General features: G+C 71.9%; 14 protein-coding genes. 4 read left to right on the forward strand and 10 right to left on the reverse strand.

Annotated elements, in window-relative coordinates; genetic code table 11:
* Positions 1-3: 3 nt before the first annotated feature.
* The gene (locus ADL34_RS12135) at positions 4-1,425 is read right to left on the reverse strand and encodes an ABC transporter substrate-binding protein (RefSeq protein ID WP_062666245.1); all 1,422 of its coding nucleotides are present in this window, start codon (positions 1,423-1,425) and stop codon (positions 4-6) included.
* Between the two features lie 172 nt (positions 1,426-1,597).
* Here ADL34_RS12135 and ADL34_RS12140 point away from each other — a divergent pair, with 172 nt between their 5' ends.
* A complete protein-coding gene (locus tag ADL34_RS12140; protein WP_062666246.1) occupies positions 1,598-3,058 on the forward strand; it encodes an FGGY-family carbohydrate kinase in 1,461 nt (486 codons plus the stop codon).
* Positions 3,058-3,759: a histidine phosphatase family protein gene (locus ADL34_RS12145; protein WP_079034068.1), complete on the forward strand. Its 702-nt coding sequence runs from the start codon at positions 3,058-3,060 to the stop codon at positions 3,757-3,759. The genes ADL34_RS12140 and ADL34_RS12145 overlap by 1 nt, the downstream gene beginning before the upstream one ends.
* Before the next feature lie 113 nt (positions 3,760-3,872).
* Here the strand turns inward: ADL34_RS12145 and ADL34_RS12150 are convergent, their stop codons facing one another.
* From ADL34_RS12150 to ADL34_RS12185, 8 genes are all read right to left on the reverse strand, one after another.
* Positions 3,873-4,514 carry a superoxide dismutase gene (locus ADL34_RS12150; protein WP_062666249.1) on the reverse strand — a complete coding sequence of 214 codons (642 nt, stop codon included), beginning with the start codon at positions 4,512-4,514 and terminating at the stop codon, positions 3,873-3,875.
* Between the two features lie 105 nt (positions 4,515-4,619).
* On the reverse strand, positions 4,620-6,011 hold the full coding sequence (locus tag ADL34_RS12155) for an amino acid permease (RefSeq protein ID WP_062666251.1): 1,392 nt from the start codon (positions 6,009-6,011) through the stop codon (positions 4,620-4,622).
* Positions 6,012-6,132: 121 nt separating this feature from the next.
* Positions 6,133-7,029, reverse strand: a complete 897-nt coding sequence (locus ADL34_RS12160; RefSeq protein ID WP_062666252.1) for a TauD/TfdA dioxygenase family protein — start codon at positions 7,027-7,029, stop codon at positions 6,133-6,135.
* A 52-nt stretch (positions 7,030-7,081) separates the two neighbouring features.
* Entirely contained in the window at positions 7,082-8,422 is a 1,341-nt protein-coding gene (locus ADL34_RS12165) for an LLM class flavin-dependent oxidoreductase (RefSeq protein WP_062666254.1), read from the reverse strand.
* 47 nt (positions 8,423-8,469) lie between these two features.
* Positions 8,470-9,177, reverse strand: a complete 708-nt coding sequence (locus ADL34_RS12170) for an ABC transporter ATP-binding protein (RefSeq protein ID WP_062666256.1) — start codon at positions 9,175-9,177, stop codon at positions 8,470-8,472.
* Positions 9,153-10,001, reverse strand: coding sequence for an ABC transporter permease (locus ADL34_RS12175; protein WP_062666283.1), 849 nt, complete (start codon positions 9,999-10,001; stop codon positions 9,153-9,155). The genes ADL34_RS12170 and ADL34_RS12175 overlap by 25 nt, the downstream gene beginning before the upstream one ends.
* Positions 10,002-10,006: 5 nt before the next feature.
* Positions 10,007-11,071, reverse strand: a complete 1,065-nt coding sequence (locus tag ADL34_RS12180) for an ABC transporter substrate-binding protein (RefSeq protein WP_062666258.1) — start codon at positions 11,069-11,071, stop codon at positions 10,007-10,009.
* 214 nt (positions 11,072-11,285) lie between these two features.
* Entirely contained in the window at positions 11,286-12,500 is a 1,215-nt protein-coding gene (locus ADL34_RS12185; RefSeq protein WP_062666260.1) for an ROK family transcriptional regulator, read from the reverse strand.
* A 464-nt stretch (positions 12,501-12,964) separates the two neighbouring features.
* Here ADL34_RS12185 and ADL34_RS12190 point away from each other — a divergent pair, with 464 nt between their 5' ends.
* A complete protein-coding gene (locus tag ADL34_RS12190; protein ID WP_062666262.1) occupies positions 12,965-13,546 on the forward strand; it encodes a biotin transporter BioY in 582 nt (193 codons plus the stop codon).
* A gap of 75 nt (positions 13,547-13,621) precedes the next feature.
* Here the strand turns inward: ADL34_RS12190 and ADL34_RS12195 are convergent, their stop codons facing one another.
* The gene (locus ADL34_RS12195; protein WP_062666264.1) at positions 13,622-14,350 is read right to left on the reverse strand and encodes an LPXTG cell wall anchor domain-containing protein; all 729 of its coding nucleotides are present in this window, start codon (positions 14,348-14,350) and stop codon (positions 13,622-13,624) included.
* Positions 14,351-14,581: 231 nt separating this feature from the next.
* Here ADL34_RS12195 and ADL34_RS12200 point away from each other — a divergent pair.
* A partial coding sequence (locus tag ADL34_RS12200; RefSeq protein ID WP_234375001.1) for a serine/threonine-protein kinase occupies positions 14,582-15,574 on the forward strand: 993 nt, incomplete at its 3' end.

The raw sequence follows: 15,574 nt of genomic DNA on the forward strand, positions 1-15,574 counted from the left end.
GGGTCAGCCCAGCTTGGCGGCGAGGTCGCCCGCCAGGTCGTCGAGCACCGGCTTCGCGCCCTGGCCGCCGTAGATCTCCTGGAGGGCGGCGGCCCAGCTGGTGGTGGCGTCGAAGAACTGCTCCTGCGGGGTGAACTGGATCTTCGTCTGGTCGACGACGGTCTCGAAGGTCTCGATGAAGCCGGGCAGGTGCCTCATCTTGTCCTTGTAGGCGGGGTCGTCGGCGACCGACCTGCGTACCGGGTCGATGTGGTTGTGCCGGATCGCGCTCCGGCGCAGGTGCTCCTTGCCGGTCGCCCACTGCAGGAACAGCCAGCTGGCGCTCTTCTTCCTGCTCCTGGCGTTCATGCCGAGCGACCAGATCCACATGTTGGTGGCCAGCGAGCCGTCGGGCCCCTTGGGGCCGGGATGGAAGGCGATCTTCCCGGAGGCCGGGCTCGCGCCCTCGACCGCCTGGAAGTAGGCGGCGGTGTCCGCGTCGAACAGCATCCCGGCCTTCCTCGCGCCCAGGTCGCTGGAGCACTGGTACCAGGTGTACGACGTCCACGACGGCGGCCCGCCCTGCTTGACCATGGCGGCCCAGTCCCGGGTGAACGCCACGGCCTCGGGGCTGTTCATCGCCGGTGTGAGCTTCCCGCCCTCGACCGTGAAGTCCCTCAGCCCGTTGCGGGCGTACATGGTCATGAAGCCGGGGTGGATGGTCGCCCAGCTCCGCGAGCCGCGCACGGCGATCCCGTACATGCCGTCGTACCCGGCGCCCGGCGCCTTCCGCTTGATGGTCCCGGCGATGTCGCGCAGCTCGTCGAAGGTCTCGGCGGGCCGCAGGCCCAGTTTCCTGAACACGTCCGTGTTGTAGGCGACGACGTTGGTCTCCCAGCCCCACGGCAGCGCGTACTGCCCGCCCTGCCCGAGCGGTGCGCCCGCCTTCAAGGACCACTGGTCGGCCTGGAGGAGGTTGGGGAAGAAGTCGGCCTGGTCCCATTCGCCGCCGGTGGCCGAGGAGTTGCGCATCCAGGGGCCCAGGTCCTCCAGCCAGCCGGGCGGCCCGTACTGCCACACCATGTACGCGCCCAGCATGAAGACGTCGTAGGAGGCGCGTCCGCTGGACAGGTCGACGGTGAGCTTGTCGAAGTAGTTGTCCTCGGGGAAGACGTCGTACTCGACCTCGATGCCGGTCTTCTCCGTGAACGACTTCAGGTCGGCGATCAGCGCGTCCGTGTACGGGTGCTTGTTCAGCAGGGCCTTGACGGTCGTGCCCTTCTCCCGCCGCCAGTCGAAGGAGCCGGTGACGTCGTCCGCCGCCGATCCGTCGCCCTTGTCGTCCCCGCCGCCGAACCCGGTCCCGCAGGCGCTCAGCAGGGGAGTGGCGGCCAGGGCGGCGCCCAGCGCCAGGAAGCGCCGGCGGTCGTGCGCGTGCGTGTCCATCCGTGACCTCCACGTGGGGCTCGGGCCATACGGGTGCGAGGGGGGGTGCAACACGGCGAGTCGACTCGTTAACAGAGGGTGGAACCGCGGAAGTTGGGCGTCAATCCCTCGCGCACGGGAAAATATCGGTGCAGAGTGAGAAGTTAACGTTTCCAACTGTGCGGGAGACCGGATGGCGGACCGGGACGACGTGGCCTGGCTCGGGATCGACCTGGGCACCCAGAGCGTGCGCGCCCTGCTCGTCACCGGGGACGGCACGGTCCTCGGCAGCGGCTCGGCGCCGCTGTCCGGCCGGCGCGACGGCGTACGGCACGAACAGGATCCGGCCTCCTGGTGGGACGGCCTGTGCGTCGCCACTCGTGCAGCCCTGCGCGGCCGGTCCGGCACCCCGGTCGGCGGGCTCGCGCTCTGCGGCACCTCCGGAACCGTCCTGCTCACCGACGGCGCCGGCCACCCGACGAGCCCCGCGCTCATGTACGACGACGCCCGCGCGACGGAACAGGCGGCGCGGGCGCGCGCGGCGGGCCTCGCCGTGCAGGACACCTGGGCGCTGCCGAAGGCGCTGTGGCTGACCGGGACCCACGGGCCGGGCCGGATCACCCACCAGCCGGACCTGATGGTCCTGCTCCTCACCGGCGCCCTGCCGCCGGCCGACTCCAGCCACGCGCTGAAGACCGGCTACGACGCCGAGCGCGGCGCCTGGCCGGCCGGGCTGGCCCGGCTCGGGCTGCCCGACGGGGCGGTCCCGGACGTCGTGCCGCCCGGCACCCGGCTCGGCGAGGTGTCCGCGTCCGCCGCCGACGCCACCGGCATCCCCGCCGGCACCCCCGTCGTCGCCGGCATGACCGACGGCTGCGCGGCCCAGATCGCCTCCGCCGCGCTGCGCCCCGGCGCCTGGAACTCGGTGCTCGGCACCACCCTCGTCCTCAAGGGCGCGTCCCTCACCCCGGTCCGCGACCCGGCCGGCGTGGTCTACAACCACCGTGCCCCCGGCGGCGGTTGGCTGCCCGGCGGCGCCTCCAGCGTGGGTGCGGGCGTCCTCACGGCCGCGTTCCCCGGCGCCGACCCCGCCGCCATGGACGAGCGGGCCGCCGCCCACGAGCCGTCCCGCGCCGTCACCTACCCGCTGGTCTCGCCCGGCGAGCGGTTCCCGTTCCTGGCCCCCGCCGCCACCTCGCTCGTCCTCGGCGAACCGGAGTCGGACGCCGACCTGTGGGCCGGCCTCCTCCAGGGCGTCGCCTTCGCCGAACGCCTGTGCCTGGACTATCTGCACCACCTCGGCGCCCCGGTCGACGGCCCGCTCACCTTCACCGGCGGCGCCGCCCGCAGCCCGTACTGGAACCAGCTGCGCGCCGACGTCCTGGGCCGGCCCGCCCGGGTGCCCCGGCAGACCGAACCGGCCCTCGGCATGGCCGCGCTGGCGGCCTACGGCACGGGCGCGGCGCCGGCGCTCACGGACGCGGCGGAGGCCATGGTCCGCCTCGGCCCGGCCGTCGAGCCCCGCCCCGGGCGCACCGCCCTCTTCGCCGAGCCGTACGCCCGGCTGGTCGACGAGCTGACCGCCCGAGGCTGGCTGCCCCCGCCGGTCGCGGCGCACGCGCACGCACGCCTCGACGGGGATACTGACGGCTGATGACCACGCCCACGAGCACGACACTGCTGCTGGCCCGGCACGGGCAGACGATCTGGCACGCCGAGAACCGCTACGCCGGGGTCAGCGACATCCCCCTCACCGGCACGGGACGGGACCAGGCCGAGGCACTGGGCCGGTGGGCCGCCGGCCACCCGGTCGACGCGATCTGGACCTCGCCGCTGTCCCGCGCCGTCGTCACCGCCGAGCCCGCCTGCCGCGCCCTCGGCCTGACCCCACGGCGTGAACCCGGCCTGCGCGAATGCGACTTCGGGGCCCTGGAGGGCCGTACGCTCGCCGAGTTCGCCGCCGAGGACCCCGATGCCGCGGCCGCGTACCGCGCCGACCCGGTGGCGCACCCGTTCCCGGACGCCGAGGACCCGACGGCCGCCGCCCACCGCGGAGTCACCGCCCTGCGGGAGATCGCCACCGCCCACCCCGGGGAACGGGTGCTCGTCGTCGCCCACAACACCCTGCTGAGGCTGGTCCTGTGCACCCTGCTCTCGATCCCGCCCCGCGAGTACCGCCGCGTACTCCCGCGCCTGCGCAACACGGCCCTCACCGAACTCCGCCTGAGTCCCGGTGGACAGGCGGCACTTCTCTCCCTCAACGTCCCCTGCGAACCGGACCCGCGTAGCACGATGACCCGCGGGGAGGAGCCCGGTCCGATCGGCCGGCACGGCGGGCCGGCCCGCGAGCCCTGAGGCCCGACGCACCGGAGGCCCCCGCGAGTCACGTCCTCGCGGGGGCCTCCGTCCTTCCGCCTGCCCTGCGTGAGCGGTGAGAAGACGATCACGAGGCAGGACGACTCACGGGGTCAGGGGGCGAGCAGCAGCACGTCGGCGCGGGAGCGGGCGGCCGTGTACCGGGCGGCCACGTCCTGCCAGTTCACGACCTGCCACATCGCCTCGATGAAGTCCACCTTCTGATTGCGGTACTGCAGGTAGAAGGCGTGCTCCCAGGCGTCGAAGACCAGGATCGGGGTGGCTCCCTGGCCGACGTTGCCCTGGTGGTCGTAGACCTGCTCGACGATCAGCCGGCCGCTCAGCGGCTCGTACGCGAGCACTCCCCAGCCCGAGCCCTGCGTGGTCGCGGCCGCCTTGGAGAGCTGCGCCTTGAAGCGGGCGAAGGAGCCGAAGGACTCTGCGACGGCGTCGGCGAGTTCGCCCACGCCGTCCTTCTCCAGCGGCTCGCCGCCTCCGTCGCCGGACATGTTCCGCCAGTAGATGCTGTGCAGGATGTGCCCCGACAGATGGAAGGCCAGGCTCTTCTCCAGCCCGTTGATCGCCCCCCACGTCTCCTTGTCCCGCGCCTCGGCCAGCTGCTCCAGCGTGTCGTTCGCACCCTTCACATAGGCCGCGTGGTGCTTGTCGTGATGCAGCTCGATGATCTCGGGGCTGATCACGGGCGCGAGCGCGGCGTAGTCGTAGGGCAGGTCAGGGAGTGTGTAGACGGGCATGGAGGTCCCCTCGGAGCGCTTGTTGCAAGTAGCTTGCAATAACAAGCTAACAGCAAAAAGCCCCCGTGTGGATCACACGGGGGCTTCGCGGGTGAGCCGGACCGGTCACACCCTGGCGCGCGAACGCTGCCAGGCGTACCCGGCCGCCGCCAGGAACAGGGTCATCCCGCCCGTCGAGTACAGCTGCACCCGGGTGTCCGGCTCGCGGGCCATCAGCACGAAGATCGCGGCCATGCCGGCCAGTGCCACCCACGTCAGTGCCGGGAACGCCCACATCCGCACGACCAGCTTCTCCGGGGTCTCGCGCTCCAGCCGCCGGCGCAGCCGCAGCTGGGAGACGGCGATGAAGATCCAGACGACCAGGATCACCGCGCCGATCATGTTCAGCAGCCACGGGAAGACGTCGTCGGGACGCCAGTACGACAGGACGACGCACACGAAGCCGAAGACGGACGACGCGAGGACCGCGACCCTCGGCACACCGCCCGCGACCTTGCCCAGCGCCGCCGGGCCCTGGCCCCGCTGCACGAGGGAGTAGGCGATCCGCGAGGAGCCGTAGATGTTGGCGTTCATGGCGCTCAGCAGGGCCACCAGGATCACCACGTCCATCAGTTCCCCGGCGCCGGGGATGCCGAGCCGGTCGAGGGTGGCCACGTACGGTCCGTCCTCCACGACCGCCGGGGAGTCCCAGGGGACCAGCGTGACCACGACCGCCATCGAGCCGATGTAGAACAGGGCGATCCGCCACATGGCCGTGCGCACCGCGCGCGCCACCCCGCTGACCGGGTCCTCCGACTCGGCGGCGGCGATGGTGACCGTCTCCATGCCGCCGTAGGCGAACACCGACGCCAGCAGGCCGATGATCAGTCCCTCGGTGCCGTTCGGCAGGAAGCCGCCCTCACCGGTGAGATGGGCGGTCCCGGGAGCGTCGGTGCCGGGCAGCAGACCGGCGATGGCCAGCCCGCCCAGCACCAGGAACAGCGCGATCGCGCCGACCTTCAGCGCGGCGAACCAGAACTCGAACTCGCCGAAGTTCTTCACGGCGGCCAGGTTCGCGCCACAGAACACCACCATGAACAGGGCCACCCAGGCCCACTCCGGGGTGCCCGGCAGCCAGCCCGTGACGATCTTCGCCGCGCCGATGCCCTCCAGCCCGACGGCCGTGCACAGCAGGACCCAGAAGGACCAGCCGGCGGTGAACCCCGCCCAGGGGCCGATCGCCCGCTCGGCGTGCGCGGAGAAGGACCCGGAGGAGGGATACGCGGCCGACATCTCGCCGAGCATCCGCATCACCAGCATCACGAGGAGGCCGGAGACGACATAGGCGACGACGATCGACGGCCCGGCGGCGGCGATCCCCGCCCCGGACCCGACGAACAGGCCGGCGCCGATGACACCGCCGAGGGCGATCATCGACAGATGGCGCTGCTTGAGGCCGTGGGACAGGGGGGCGTCGGCCGCCTTCGGGGGCGACGGCTCGGTGGTGCTGTTCTGCATGGGCGCGGCTCGTCCAATGCGTGAGAGGGCAAAAAACCCCCACAGCATGGGCAGCCTCTCCGCTCAGGAGGAGAGGCTGCCCACTATGCGGACACCGGCCGCACCCTGTGTGATTCCCGTGTCACGCGGCGACGGCCGTGTAGTGCGACGCGTCCCCCTCGATCGAGTGGCTCGCCTCGCCGTCGATACCGACGGGCACGTCACCGGCGACGGTCACCCGGTGCAGACGGCGCGGCAGACCGTCGTAGTTGTCGACCGCGTAGTGCTGCGTGATGCGGTTGTCGAAGACGACCAGCTGGTTCTCCGACCAGCGGTGGCGCAGGATGTTCTCCGGCCGGGTGACGTACGCCTGGAGCAGGTCGAGGATCTTGCGGGACTCGCCCGGCGACAGACCCACGATCCGCTGCGCGAACCCGCCGATGAACAGCCCGCGTTCACCGGTCAGCGGATGGACGCGCACCACCGGGTGGACCGTGCGGTACGTGATCGAGGTGAACTGGGCGCGCTGCGCGGCCTGCCGCTCGTCGATCTCCTCGTCCGGCACCGCGTAGTCGTAGTCGTTGGTGTGCTCCGCCCACAGGGTGTCCGCCAGCTTCCGCAGGGGTTCCGGCAGTTGACGGTAGGCGGCCGCCGCGTTCGCGATCAGCGTCTCGCCGCCGTACGGAGGCAGGGTGATGCTGCGCAGGGTCGTGGCCTGCGGCGGGTTCAGGACGAACGTGACGTCGGTGTGCCAGTGGTTGGCGGCACGGCCCCGCTCGCTGTCCACGGGCAGCACGTTCGGGGCGCCGGCGATCGAGGAGACCGTCGGATGGGCGGTGGTGACGTCGCCGAAGTGCCGGACGAAGTCCTGGTGGCGGGCGTCGTCCAGGTGCACGTCGTCGAACACGAGCGCCTTGTGGGCGTTGAGGGCCTCGCGCAGCGCGGTGACGGTGTCCTCGGCGAGCGGCCGGGAGATGTCGACGCCGGACACCCGGGCGCCGATGTGCGCGGTGATCTTCTGGATCTCGATGTCTGACACGGGCGGGTCCTTTCGGTAGGGCTGACTCGGTGACTCGGGTGACTCGGGTGACTCAGACGAGGGCGTTCTCGCGGACGGTGTACTGGTTGGCGGGACGCGGCAGGCCGTAGCGCTCGCGCAGCGTCCGGCGCGGCCCGTACGCGGTGCGCAGCAGACCGCGCTCGCGCAGGATCGGCACCACGTGGTCGACGAAGGCGTCCAGACCGGAGGGGAGCACCGGCGGCATGATGTTGAAGCCGTCGGCCGCTCCTTGCGTGAACCACGTCTCGATGGCGTCGGCGACCTGCTCCGGGGTGCCGGCGAAGGTGAGGTGGCCGCGACCGCCGCCGAGCCGCCCGATCAGCTGCCGGACCGTGAGGCGTTCACGCCGGGCCAGCTCCACGACCAGCGTGTACCGGCTCTTGGCGCCCTCGACGGCGTCCTCGGACGGCAGGTCGGCGGGGAGCGGGCCGTCCAGCTCCAGGGTGCCGGGCTCCAGCTGCAGCAGGCTCTCCAGCCGGGCCACCCCGTGCGTGTGCACGATGTGGTCCTCCAGCACCTGCTCGGCGGCCCGCGCCTCGGCCTCCGTGGAGCCGATCACCGGGACGATGCCCGGCAGCACCTTGATGTGGTCGGGGTCCCGGCCCGCCTCGGCCGTACGGGCCTTCAGGTCGGCGTAGAACGAACGCGCGTCCTCGATGGTCTGCTGCGCGGTGAACACGGCCTCCGCGTAGCGCGCGGCGAAGCGCTTGCCGTCCTCGCTGGACCCGGCCTGCACGAGCAGCGGGTAGCCCTGCGGGGTGCGCGGCACATTGAGCGCCCCCTCGACCCGGAAGTACATCCCCCGGTGCCGCGGCGGATGGATCTTCGCGTCGTCGCCCCACACACCGGTCGCCTTGTCGGCGACGATCGCGTCGTCCTCCCAGCTGTCCCACAGCTTCTGGGCGACGTCCAGGAACTCGGCGGCCCGGGCGTACCGCTCGGCGTGCGCGGGCTCCGCGTCCAGGCCGAAGTTCCGGGCGGCCTCGGCACCGGCGGTGGTGACGATGTTCCAGCCGGCCCGGCCGCCGCTGACGATGTCCAGCGAGGCGAACTTGCGGGCCAGGTTGTACGGCGAGTTGTAGGACGTGGACGCGGTGGCGATCAGCCCGATGTGCTCGGTGGCCGTCGCCAGCGCGGTCAGCAGCGTCAGCGGCTCCAGGGCGCCGGCGGGCCTCTGCGCGAGATTGCCCCACAGCTGCGGGCCGTCGGCGAGGAACAGCGAGTCGAACGTGCCACGCTCGGCGGCCCGCGCCAGCCGTACGTAGTGCGCGAGGTCGACGTGCGCGTACGGATCGCTCTCCGGGAGCCGCCAGGAGGCCTCGTGGTGGCCGGTGTTCATGAGGAAGGCGTTCAGATGGAGCTGTCGGGTCATGGGATTCCTCGGTCGGGGGGAGAAGGGGGCGCGATGGCGGGGGTCGGTCACCTCGGGTCCTCGGTCACGCCGAGCGCCGCGAGCAGCCGTTCCCGGTACGCCGACCGGGGCGTGTCGCGGTCGATCCTCACGTCGAGCCCGATCCGGCCGTGCTCCAGGACGAGCACCCGGTCGGCGAGCACGATCGCCTCGTCGACGTCGTGGGTGACCAGCAGGACCGACGGGCGGTGGCGCTCCCACAGCTCCCGCAGCAGGTGGTGCATCCTGATCCGGGTCAGGGCGTCCAGCGCCCCGAACGGCTCGTCGGCCAGCAGCAGTTCGGGCTCGCGCACCAGAGCGCGCGCCAGGGCGGCCCGCTGCGCCTCACCGCCGGACAGCTCGTTCGGCCAGGCCCGCTCCCGGCCCTCCAGCCCGACCTCGGCGAGGGCCTCGCGGCCCCGCCGCTCCGTGTCCTTGCCGTCGAGGCCGAGGAGGACGTTGTCCAGGACCCGGCGCCAGGGCAGCAGCCGGGAGTCCTGGAAGACCACGGACACCCGCGCCGGCGCGGTCAGCTGCCCGCCGACCTCGGGGTCCAGTCCCGCGACGGCCCGCAGCAGCGTGCTCTTCCCGGAGCCGCTGTGCCCGAGCAGCGCCGTGAACTGGCCGGCGGGCAGATCGAGGTCGATGCCGTCGAGGACGGTCCGTCCTTCGAAGGACCGCGTCAGGCCGCGCAGTTGCACGGCGGGACGGGTCAGCTGCTCAGTGTGCGGCGCCACGACAGCACCCTCCGTTCGATGAGGCGGACCGCGCTGTCGGAGACCAGGCCGAAGACGCCGTAGACGACGAGCCCGACGAGGATGACGTCCGTCTGGCCGTAGTTCTGCGCCTGGAACATCATGTAGCCGAGGCCGCTGGTGGCGTTGATCTGCTCCAGCACCACCAGGCCCAGCCAGGACCCGGTCACCCCGAGCCGCAGCCCGACGAAGAAGCCGGGGAGCGCGCCCGGGACGACGATCTGTCGGATGAAGCGGAGCCGGTTCAGGCCCTGCACCTCGGCGAGTTCCACGAAGCGGCTGTCGATGCCGGACAGGGCGGCATGGGTGTTCAGATAGATCGGGATGTAGACGACGATGGCGATGATCGCGATCTTGAAGGTCTCGCCGATGCCCAGCCACAGGATGAACAGCGGGATGAGACCCAGCGTCGGGATGGCCCGGTTGAGGTTGACCGTCCCGTCGATCAGCGCCTCCCCGGTCCGGGTCAGCCCGGACGCCAGTGCCAGGACGACCCCGGCGGTGAGCCCGATGACGAACCCGGTCGCGGCCCGCTGCAACGACGTCAGCACGTCGTCCGGCAGGGTCCCGTCCGTCCACAGATGGGCGCCGGTCTCGACGACCGTCCAGGGTGCCGGGATCGCGCCGGGGTCGAGGGCTCCGGCGGCGGAGGCGGCGGCCCACAGCACGACGAGCAGCAGGGGGCCGGCGAGCCGGGCGGCGGGGAGACGCCGGCCGGGGGTCAGGGGGCGGCGCCGGCGGACGCGGCGGTCCGGTCCGGTCCGGGGCGGTGCCTCGGTCACCGTCGTGGTGGTCGTGGTGGTCATGGCGGTCACCTCCGGTATTCCGCGGGGACGGACTTGGCCGCGATGCCCTCGAAGCGGTGGTCGAAGAGCTCGCCGACGTCGAACTTCTTCACGAAGCCGCCCTCCGCGAGCAGATCGGCGGTCTCCTGCTCCCACTCGATGGCCTCGCGCCAGGACGGCGGGAACAGCGGCTTGTTGGCCAGCTCCGTGATCGCCTCGGCCTGCGCGAGGGACAGGTTCTGCGTCTTCACGTAGAACTCCCGGTTCCAGACGTCCGGGTGCTCGTACGCCCACACCTGGCCCTTGGCCCAGTACGGGATGTAGGCGGCCACCGCGGCGGCCTTCGCCTTGTCGTTCAGCACCGGGACCGGCGCCCACAGCAGGCTCAGCAGGTCGACGACGTCGGTGACGACGGTGCGGGCGCCCTTGCCCTCGTACTGCTTCAGATAGGCGGGGGCCTGGCTGTTGGCGAGCGGGGCGACGTCGACCTGGCCGGACTGCAGGGCGGTGAGGAACTGGTTGCTGGTCAGCGGGACCAGTTCCACGTCGTCGTACGCCAGGCCGGCCTTCTTCAGCGCCCGCAGCAGGACGACGCCCTGCGCCTGGCCCTGCGAGAACGCCAGCCTCCTGCCCCTGAAGTCCGCGACCGAGCGGATGTCGCTGCCGGGCTTGGTGGCGAAGAGGTAGTTGGGCTTGCGGGTGATGTTGATCGCCACGATCTTCGCGTCGAAGCCCTGGTAGTGGGCCTGGATCGGCGGGATGCCCGCGTTGTTGGCCACGTCCAGGGACCCGGAGCGGAAGGCGTTGATGACGTCGGGCCCCGCGCCGATGTTCAGCCAGCCGCCCACTTCGAACGGTGGATCACCCAACTTGGCCAGCTTGAACTGGAGTTGCTGGGTGTTCTGGTACGAGGCGATCTTCAGCGAGGTACCCGCGGGCACCTTGCCGGCGAGCGGGGCGGTCGAGGCGGCCTCGCCATCGGCGGCCGCGCTGCCGGCGCAGCCGCTGAGGCCCGCGACACCGGCCACGGTGCCGAGCACCGAGGTGAGGAAGAGCCGTCGGTCGAGACCGGACACGGGGGAGGAAGGCATGGGAGTACTCCATGGGATGCGAAAGGAAATGAGCATGCGGAATTCAGTGAGCGGGCCGGAAAAGGGCCGGGAAAAGAGAACTCACGCAGGGGAGGATGAGCGCTTCACACGCGGCGATGTGTCAGCAACAGTGGGTGCGACAGCTCACGAACAGGCTCATGACCAGCATGTTCCCGGTCGCGGGTGATCCCTGTCAATATTCGGAGTTTCTGAATTAAATAGCATCAGGTCGCGTGTCCGCGGACGCACCCAAAGGGTCCCGGTAGAGCACGTCCAGAGCCACCGAACCACCCGCCACCGCCAGCACGGAATCCGGGAAACTCGACGGCACGACCGACGCCGCGCGCCCGTCGCCCACCCCGGCGCGCAGCGCCCCGAGACAGTCCTCCCGGCTGAGGACACCGATCTCCGTGACCACCACGGTCTCCGGGTTGAGCACGTCGAGCAGCAGCCCCACCGCCCGGCCCGTCGCCCGCGCCCGCTCGGTCAGCAGCCGCACGGCCACCGGGTCCCCGTCACGCGCGGCACGCACGACGTGCTGCGGGTTCATGCCGCCGATGACCCCGGCCGCCCGCGCCCGGCGGCACAGCGTCCGCTCGCTCAACTCCGCCTGGAGACAGCCGGTCCGGCCGCACGCGCACCTCTCCGTGCCGCCCGGCACCGGCAGATGCGCGATCGTGCCGGCCTGTGACCGGGGGCCGTGGTGCACCTCGTCGTTCGTCGCGAACGCCGCGTCGACCACGTTGCCGACGAACAGGTGCAGCACACTGCCGCTGCCGCGCGCCCGCCCGAACAGCCGCTCCGCGTTCACCAACGCCCGCGCGTGCCCGTCCACATGGACCGGCAGCCCGGTGCGCGTGCCGAGCGCGTCGCGCACCGGCACCTCGCGCCAGCCCAGCAGCGGATGCTCGACCACCACCCCCGAGGCCCGGTCCACCCAGCCGCCGGCGGCGAAGCCGACCCCGAGCGGCCGGACACCGGGCCGCGCGCCGAGCAGCCCGGCCAGCGCGCCCGCGGCCCCGTCCAGGATGTCGTACGGGTCGGCCGCACCGGAGTGCGGCACCTCCCGCCGTGCCACGACCCGGCCGCGCAGATCGAGCAGCGCCACCGTGGTGTACGGCACCGCCACATGCACTCCGCCGACCACGAGCCGCGAGTCGTCCAGGTCGACGGGGACGTGCGGGCGCCCCACCCCGCCGGACGGCCGGGGCGACGCCGCCTCGCGGATCAGCCCCAGCCCGGTGAGCCGGGCACAGTGGCCGGTCACCGACGCGGGGGACAGCCCGGTCAGCCGGGCGATGGTGCTGCGCGCCACGGGTCCGTGCTCCAGCACCGACCGCAGGACGACGCTGGCACTGGTCCGGCGCCGGTCACGGTCGGCGACACGGGGGATCGGGGACGAAAGAGTGGGTGCCGCGGTACGGGGCATGGGGGAACTTCCTCGGGATCCGGTCCGACACTGCGCCGTTCTGAACGGCGAGCCGGGCCGGGTCACCCGGGCCGGCTCACCCCGGACGGCGACAGGCGGCGGCGCCCACGCGTCGCAGGTCGACGTGGCGACGCGACGTGAAGTTCCGGGACTGGGCGACCATGCGTTCGAAGCTAGCAAAGCGGGCCCGCCCTGCCCAGACGGCGACCGACGGGCGAGACGGTTCTTCATACACAGGCAACATGATTGGCGGAACCCTACAGTCGCCCCGGACCCCGCCCCTGTGAGCCGAACGTCCCTGCCTCAGTGACCGGCGTCACCCCGCACGGGGTGTACCGCACCGCCTTTGTCCGGAGCCCACCAAGCCCATGATCCCGCCTTTGTCGACCACTGACGGTGAGGGACCGCGACACCCTGGGATAGCGTCGCAGCGTCCCGTACCGCCCTCACCTCGCGGAGTCCCCATGAGCACCGCTGCCGCAGCCCCCGCACGCACCGGGCAGGTCCTCGCCGACCTGCTCCCCGCCTCCCGCGTCCGCGACATCGCGCTCGTCGCCGGCGGCGCGGCCCTCACCGGCCTGGCCGCCCAGATCTCCGTGCCCGTGCCGGGCTCCCCGGTGCCCGTGACCGGCCAGACCCTCGCCGTGCTGCTCGTCGGCACCGCGCTCGGCGCCGGCCGCGGCTTCCTCTCGCTCGCGCTGTACGCGCTGGCCGGCATGGCGGGCGTGCCGTGGTTCGCGCAGGGCACCTCCGGCGCCACCGCCCCGTCCTTCGGCTACATCCTCGGCATGATCCTCGCCGCGACCGTCGTCGGCGCCCTGGCCCGCCGCGGCGCCGACCGCACCGCGCTGCGCACCGCCGGCGCGATGCTGCTGGGCGAGGCGATCATCTACGCCGTCGGCGTCCCCTACCTGGCCCTCGCCACCGGCATGTCGGCGTCCGCCGCGATCGCGGCCGGCCTCGTGCCGTTCCTGATCGGCGACGCGGTGAAGGCGGCCCTGGCGATGGGCGCGCTGCCCACGGCGTGGAAGTTCATCAACCGCTGATCACACGGCACATGAGCGCGAGGCTCGCCGGTCGCACGCCGACCGGCGAGCCTCCGCTCTTTTCCCGCGGGGCCCTCAGCCCTGCGGGGACCTCCGGGGCCGGCGCAGCTGCGACCACCACAGCCCCGCCGCGCCCGCCGCGAGCAGGGCCGCCCCGGCCGCGCCCAGCGGCAGGACGTCCCGGCCGAGACCGGTCTTGGGCAGCTCGTCGGCGCCCGGTGCCACGGGCTTGTTGTCGGTACCGAGCAGCAGCGGTGTGGCCGGGGCGTCCGGCGACGGGTTGGTCGTGCCGAACGGCACCGGGCCCTGCTGCCAGTACGTCTTCTTGCCGTCCCCGGTCTGGACGGGCAGGCAGATCTTGCCCTCCTTGCGCACGTCGAACGTCGCGTCCACGGCGTAGGACTTCGACTCACCGGCGGGGAGATTGTCGAGAGGGCAGGCGAAACCGCTGTTCGAGCCCTCGGGGAGATTTTTCTGGTCGATGGCCGAACAGCCCTCGACATTCTTGACCGTCAGGCCGTCGAACCCGACGACCAGAAGCTGGATCTTTCCGCTGTCCTTGGTCCCTTCGTTCTTGACGGTGGCAGTGATCCCGGTTTTCTGCGAACTGTTGTCCACCGAGATTTTCTCGGGCAGTTCGGTGGTGAGCTTCACTCCCGCCGGTGCCTCGTCGATGACCTTTCCCCCCTTGCTGCTGCCGGGTCCCTGGTCATCCGCAACGGCAGCCGAAGAGAAGATCATCACTGCCGAGAAAGATGTCGCGACCAGCGATCCCGCGATGGCCGTCGTGCGACGAGAACTCATGTTCGTCCCCCTTGCCTGCGCCTGAATTCGCAGTACTTGAAGAGCTACCACAAGATTTCTCCGCACTATGCTGGTACGGCCTGAAGTGTGACCATTGTGTTTCAATGGCGGATGTCCGATGTGGCATCGAGGGGGTGCAGCGGATTGCCGGGGAATACGCGAAGCGGTGGGGTTCCGGGTTTACTGGTGACGGGGCGCTACCGATTGGTCGAGAGTATCGGCCAGGGGGGAATGGGGCGTGTGTGGCGGGCGGTCGACGAAATGCTCGACCGGCTGGTCGCCGTCAAGGAAATGCGGATAGACGGCCTCGACGCCGAGGACACCCGCACCCGCCGTGAACGCACCCTGCGTGAGGCGCGGGCGACGGCCCGGATCGACCATCCGCACGTCGTCCGGGTCTACGACGTCGTCGACGAGGGCGAACACGTCATGGAGTTGGTGGCCGGCCGCTCCCTGGAACGCGTCACGGCGGAGGACGGCCCGCTGGGTCCCGCCGAGACCGCCCGGATCGGCCTCGGCCTGGTGGCGGCCCTGCGTCAGGTTCACGCGCGCGGGGTGCTGCACCGGGACATCAAGCCGGGCAACGTCCTCGTGGAGACGGACGCCGTGCGCGGACGCGGACGGGTCGTCCTGACGGACTTCGGCATCGCGGCCATCCAGGACGCCAAGGCCCTCACGATGGTCGGCATGCTCGTCGGCTCGCCCGACTACATGGCGCCCGAGCGGATCTCCGGGCGGCCGCAGGGGCCGCCGTCGGACGTCTGGTCCCTGGGCGCGACCCTGTGCGCCGCCCTCGCGGGCCGCTCCCCGTTCTCCCGCGAGACGACCCTCGCGACGCTGCACGCGGTGCTGTACGAGGAGCCCGAACTCCCGGCCGCCGCAGGCCCCTTGCGCCCGGTCCTCACCGCCCTCCTCCAGAAGGACCCGCTGTCCCGCCCGGACCTCGACGCCCTGGAGACCTCGCTGCAACGGGTGGCGTTCCCGCCCCCGACCCCGACCCCGACGATCCCGGTCCAGCCGGAGCCCTGGACGGGGGAGCCCCCCGCTCCCGCGAAAGAGCCGCAGACCCTCCCCGAGACAGCGCCGGGCACACCCGCACCCGACCCCCGCGTACCGGAGGACGTGCGCGACGCCGTACCGCCCCACCGGACGGCCGCCGCCGAGGAGCCCCACCCGGGCCCGCCCCGATCAGCCGGAACGACCGTCGCGCCACCGCCGCCCGAG

The sequence above is a fragment of the Streptomyces sp. NRRL WC-3605 genome, assembly GCF_001509795.1.
Lineage (GTDB): Bacteria > Actinomycetota > Actinomycetes > Streptomycetales > Streptomycetaceae > Streptomyces > Streptomyces viridochromogenes.

Bases quoted from the DNA above. Each gene is read 5' to 3' on its own strand.
- ADL34_RS12155 (WP_062666251.1), bottom strand. From the start codon at position 6,011: ATGCAGAACAGCACCACCGAGCCGTCGCCCCCGAAGGCGGCCGACGCC.
- ADL34_RS12190 (WP_062666262.1), top strand. From the start codon at position 12,965: ATGAGCACCGCTGCCGCAGCCCCCGCACGCACCGGGCAGGTCCTCGCC.
- ADL34_RS12135 (WP_062666245.1), bottom strand. From the start codon at position 1,425: ATGGACACGCACGCGCACGACCGCCGGCGCTTCCTGGCGCTGGGCGCC.
- ADL34_RS12175 (WP_062666283.1), bottom strand. From the start codon at position 10,001: ATGACCACCACGACCACCACGACGGTGACCGAGGCACCGCCCCGGACC.
- ADL34_RS12145 (WP_079034068.1), top strand. From the start codon at position 3,058: ATGACCACGCCCACGAGCACGACACTGCTGCTGGCCCGGCACGGGCAG.
- ADL34_RS12140 (WP_062666246.1), top strand. From the start codon at position 1,598: ATGGCGGACCGGGACGACGTGGCCTGGCTCGGGATCGACCTGGGCACC.
- ADL34_RS12185 (WP_062666260.1), bottom strand. From the start codon at position 12,500: ATGCCCCGTACCGCGGCACCCACTCTTTCGTCCCCGATCCCCCGTGTC.
- ADL34_RS12180 (WP_062666258.1), bottom strand. From the start codon at position 11,071: ATGCCTTCCTCCCCCGTGTCCGGTCTCGACCGACGGCTCTTCCTCACC.
- ADL34_RS12165 (WP_062666254.1), bottom strand. From the start codon at position 8,422: ATGACCCGACAGCTCCATCTGAACGCCTTCCTCATGAACACCGGCCAC.
- ADL34_RS12195 (WP_062666264.1), bottom strand. From the start codon at position 14,350: ATGAGTTCTCGTCGCACGACGGCCATCGCGGGATCGCTGGTCGCGACA.
- ADL34_RS12150 (WP_062666249.1), bottom strand. From the start codon at position 4,514: ATGCCCGTCTACACACTCCCTGACCTGCCCTACGACTACGCCGCGCTC.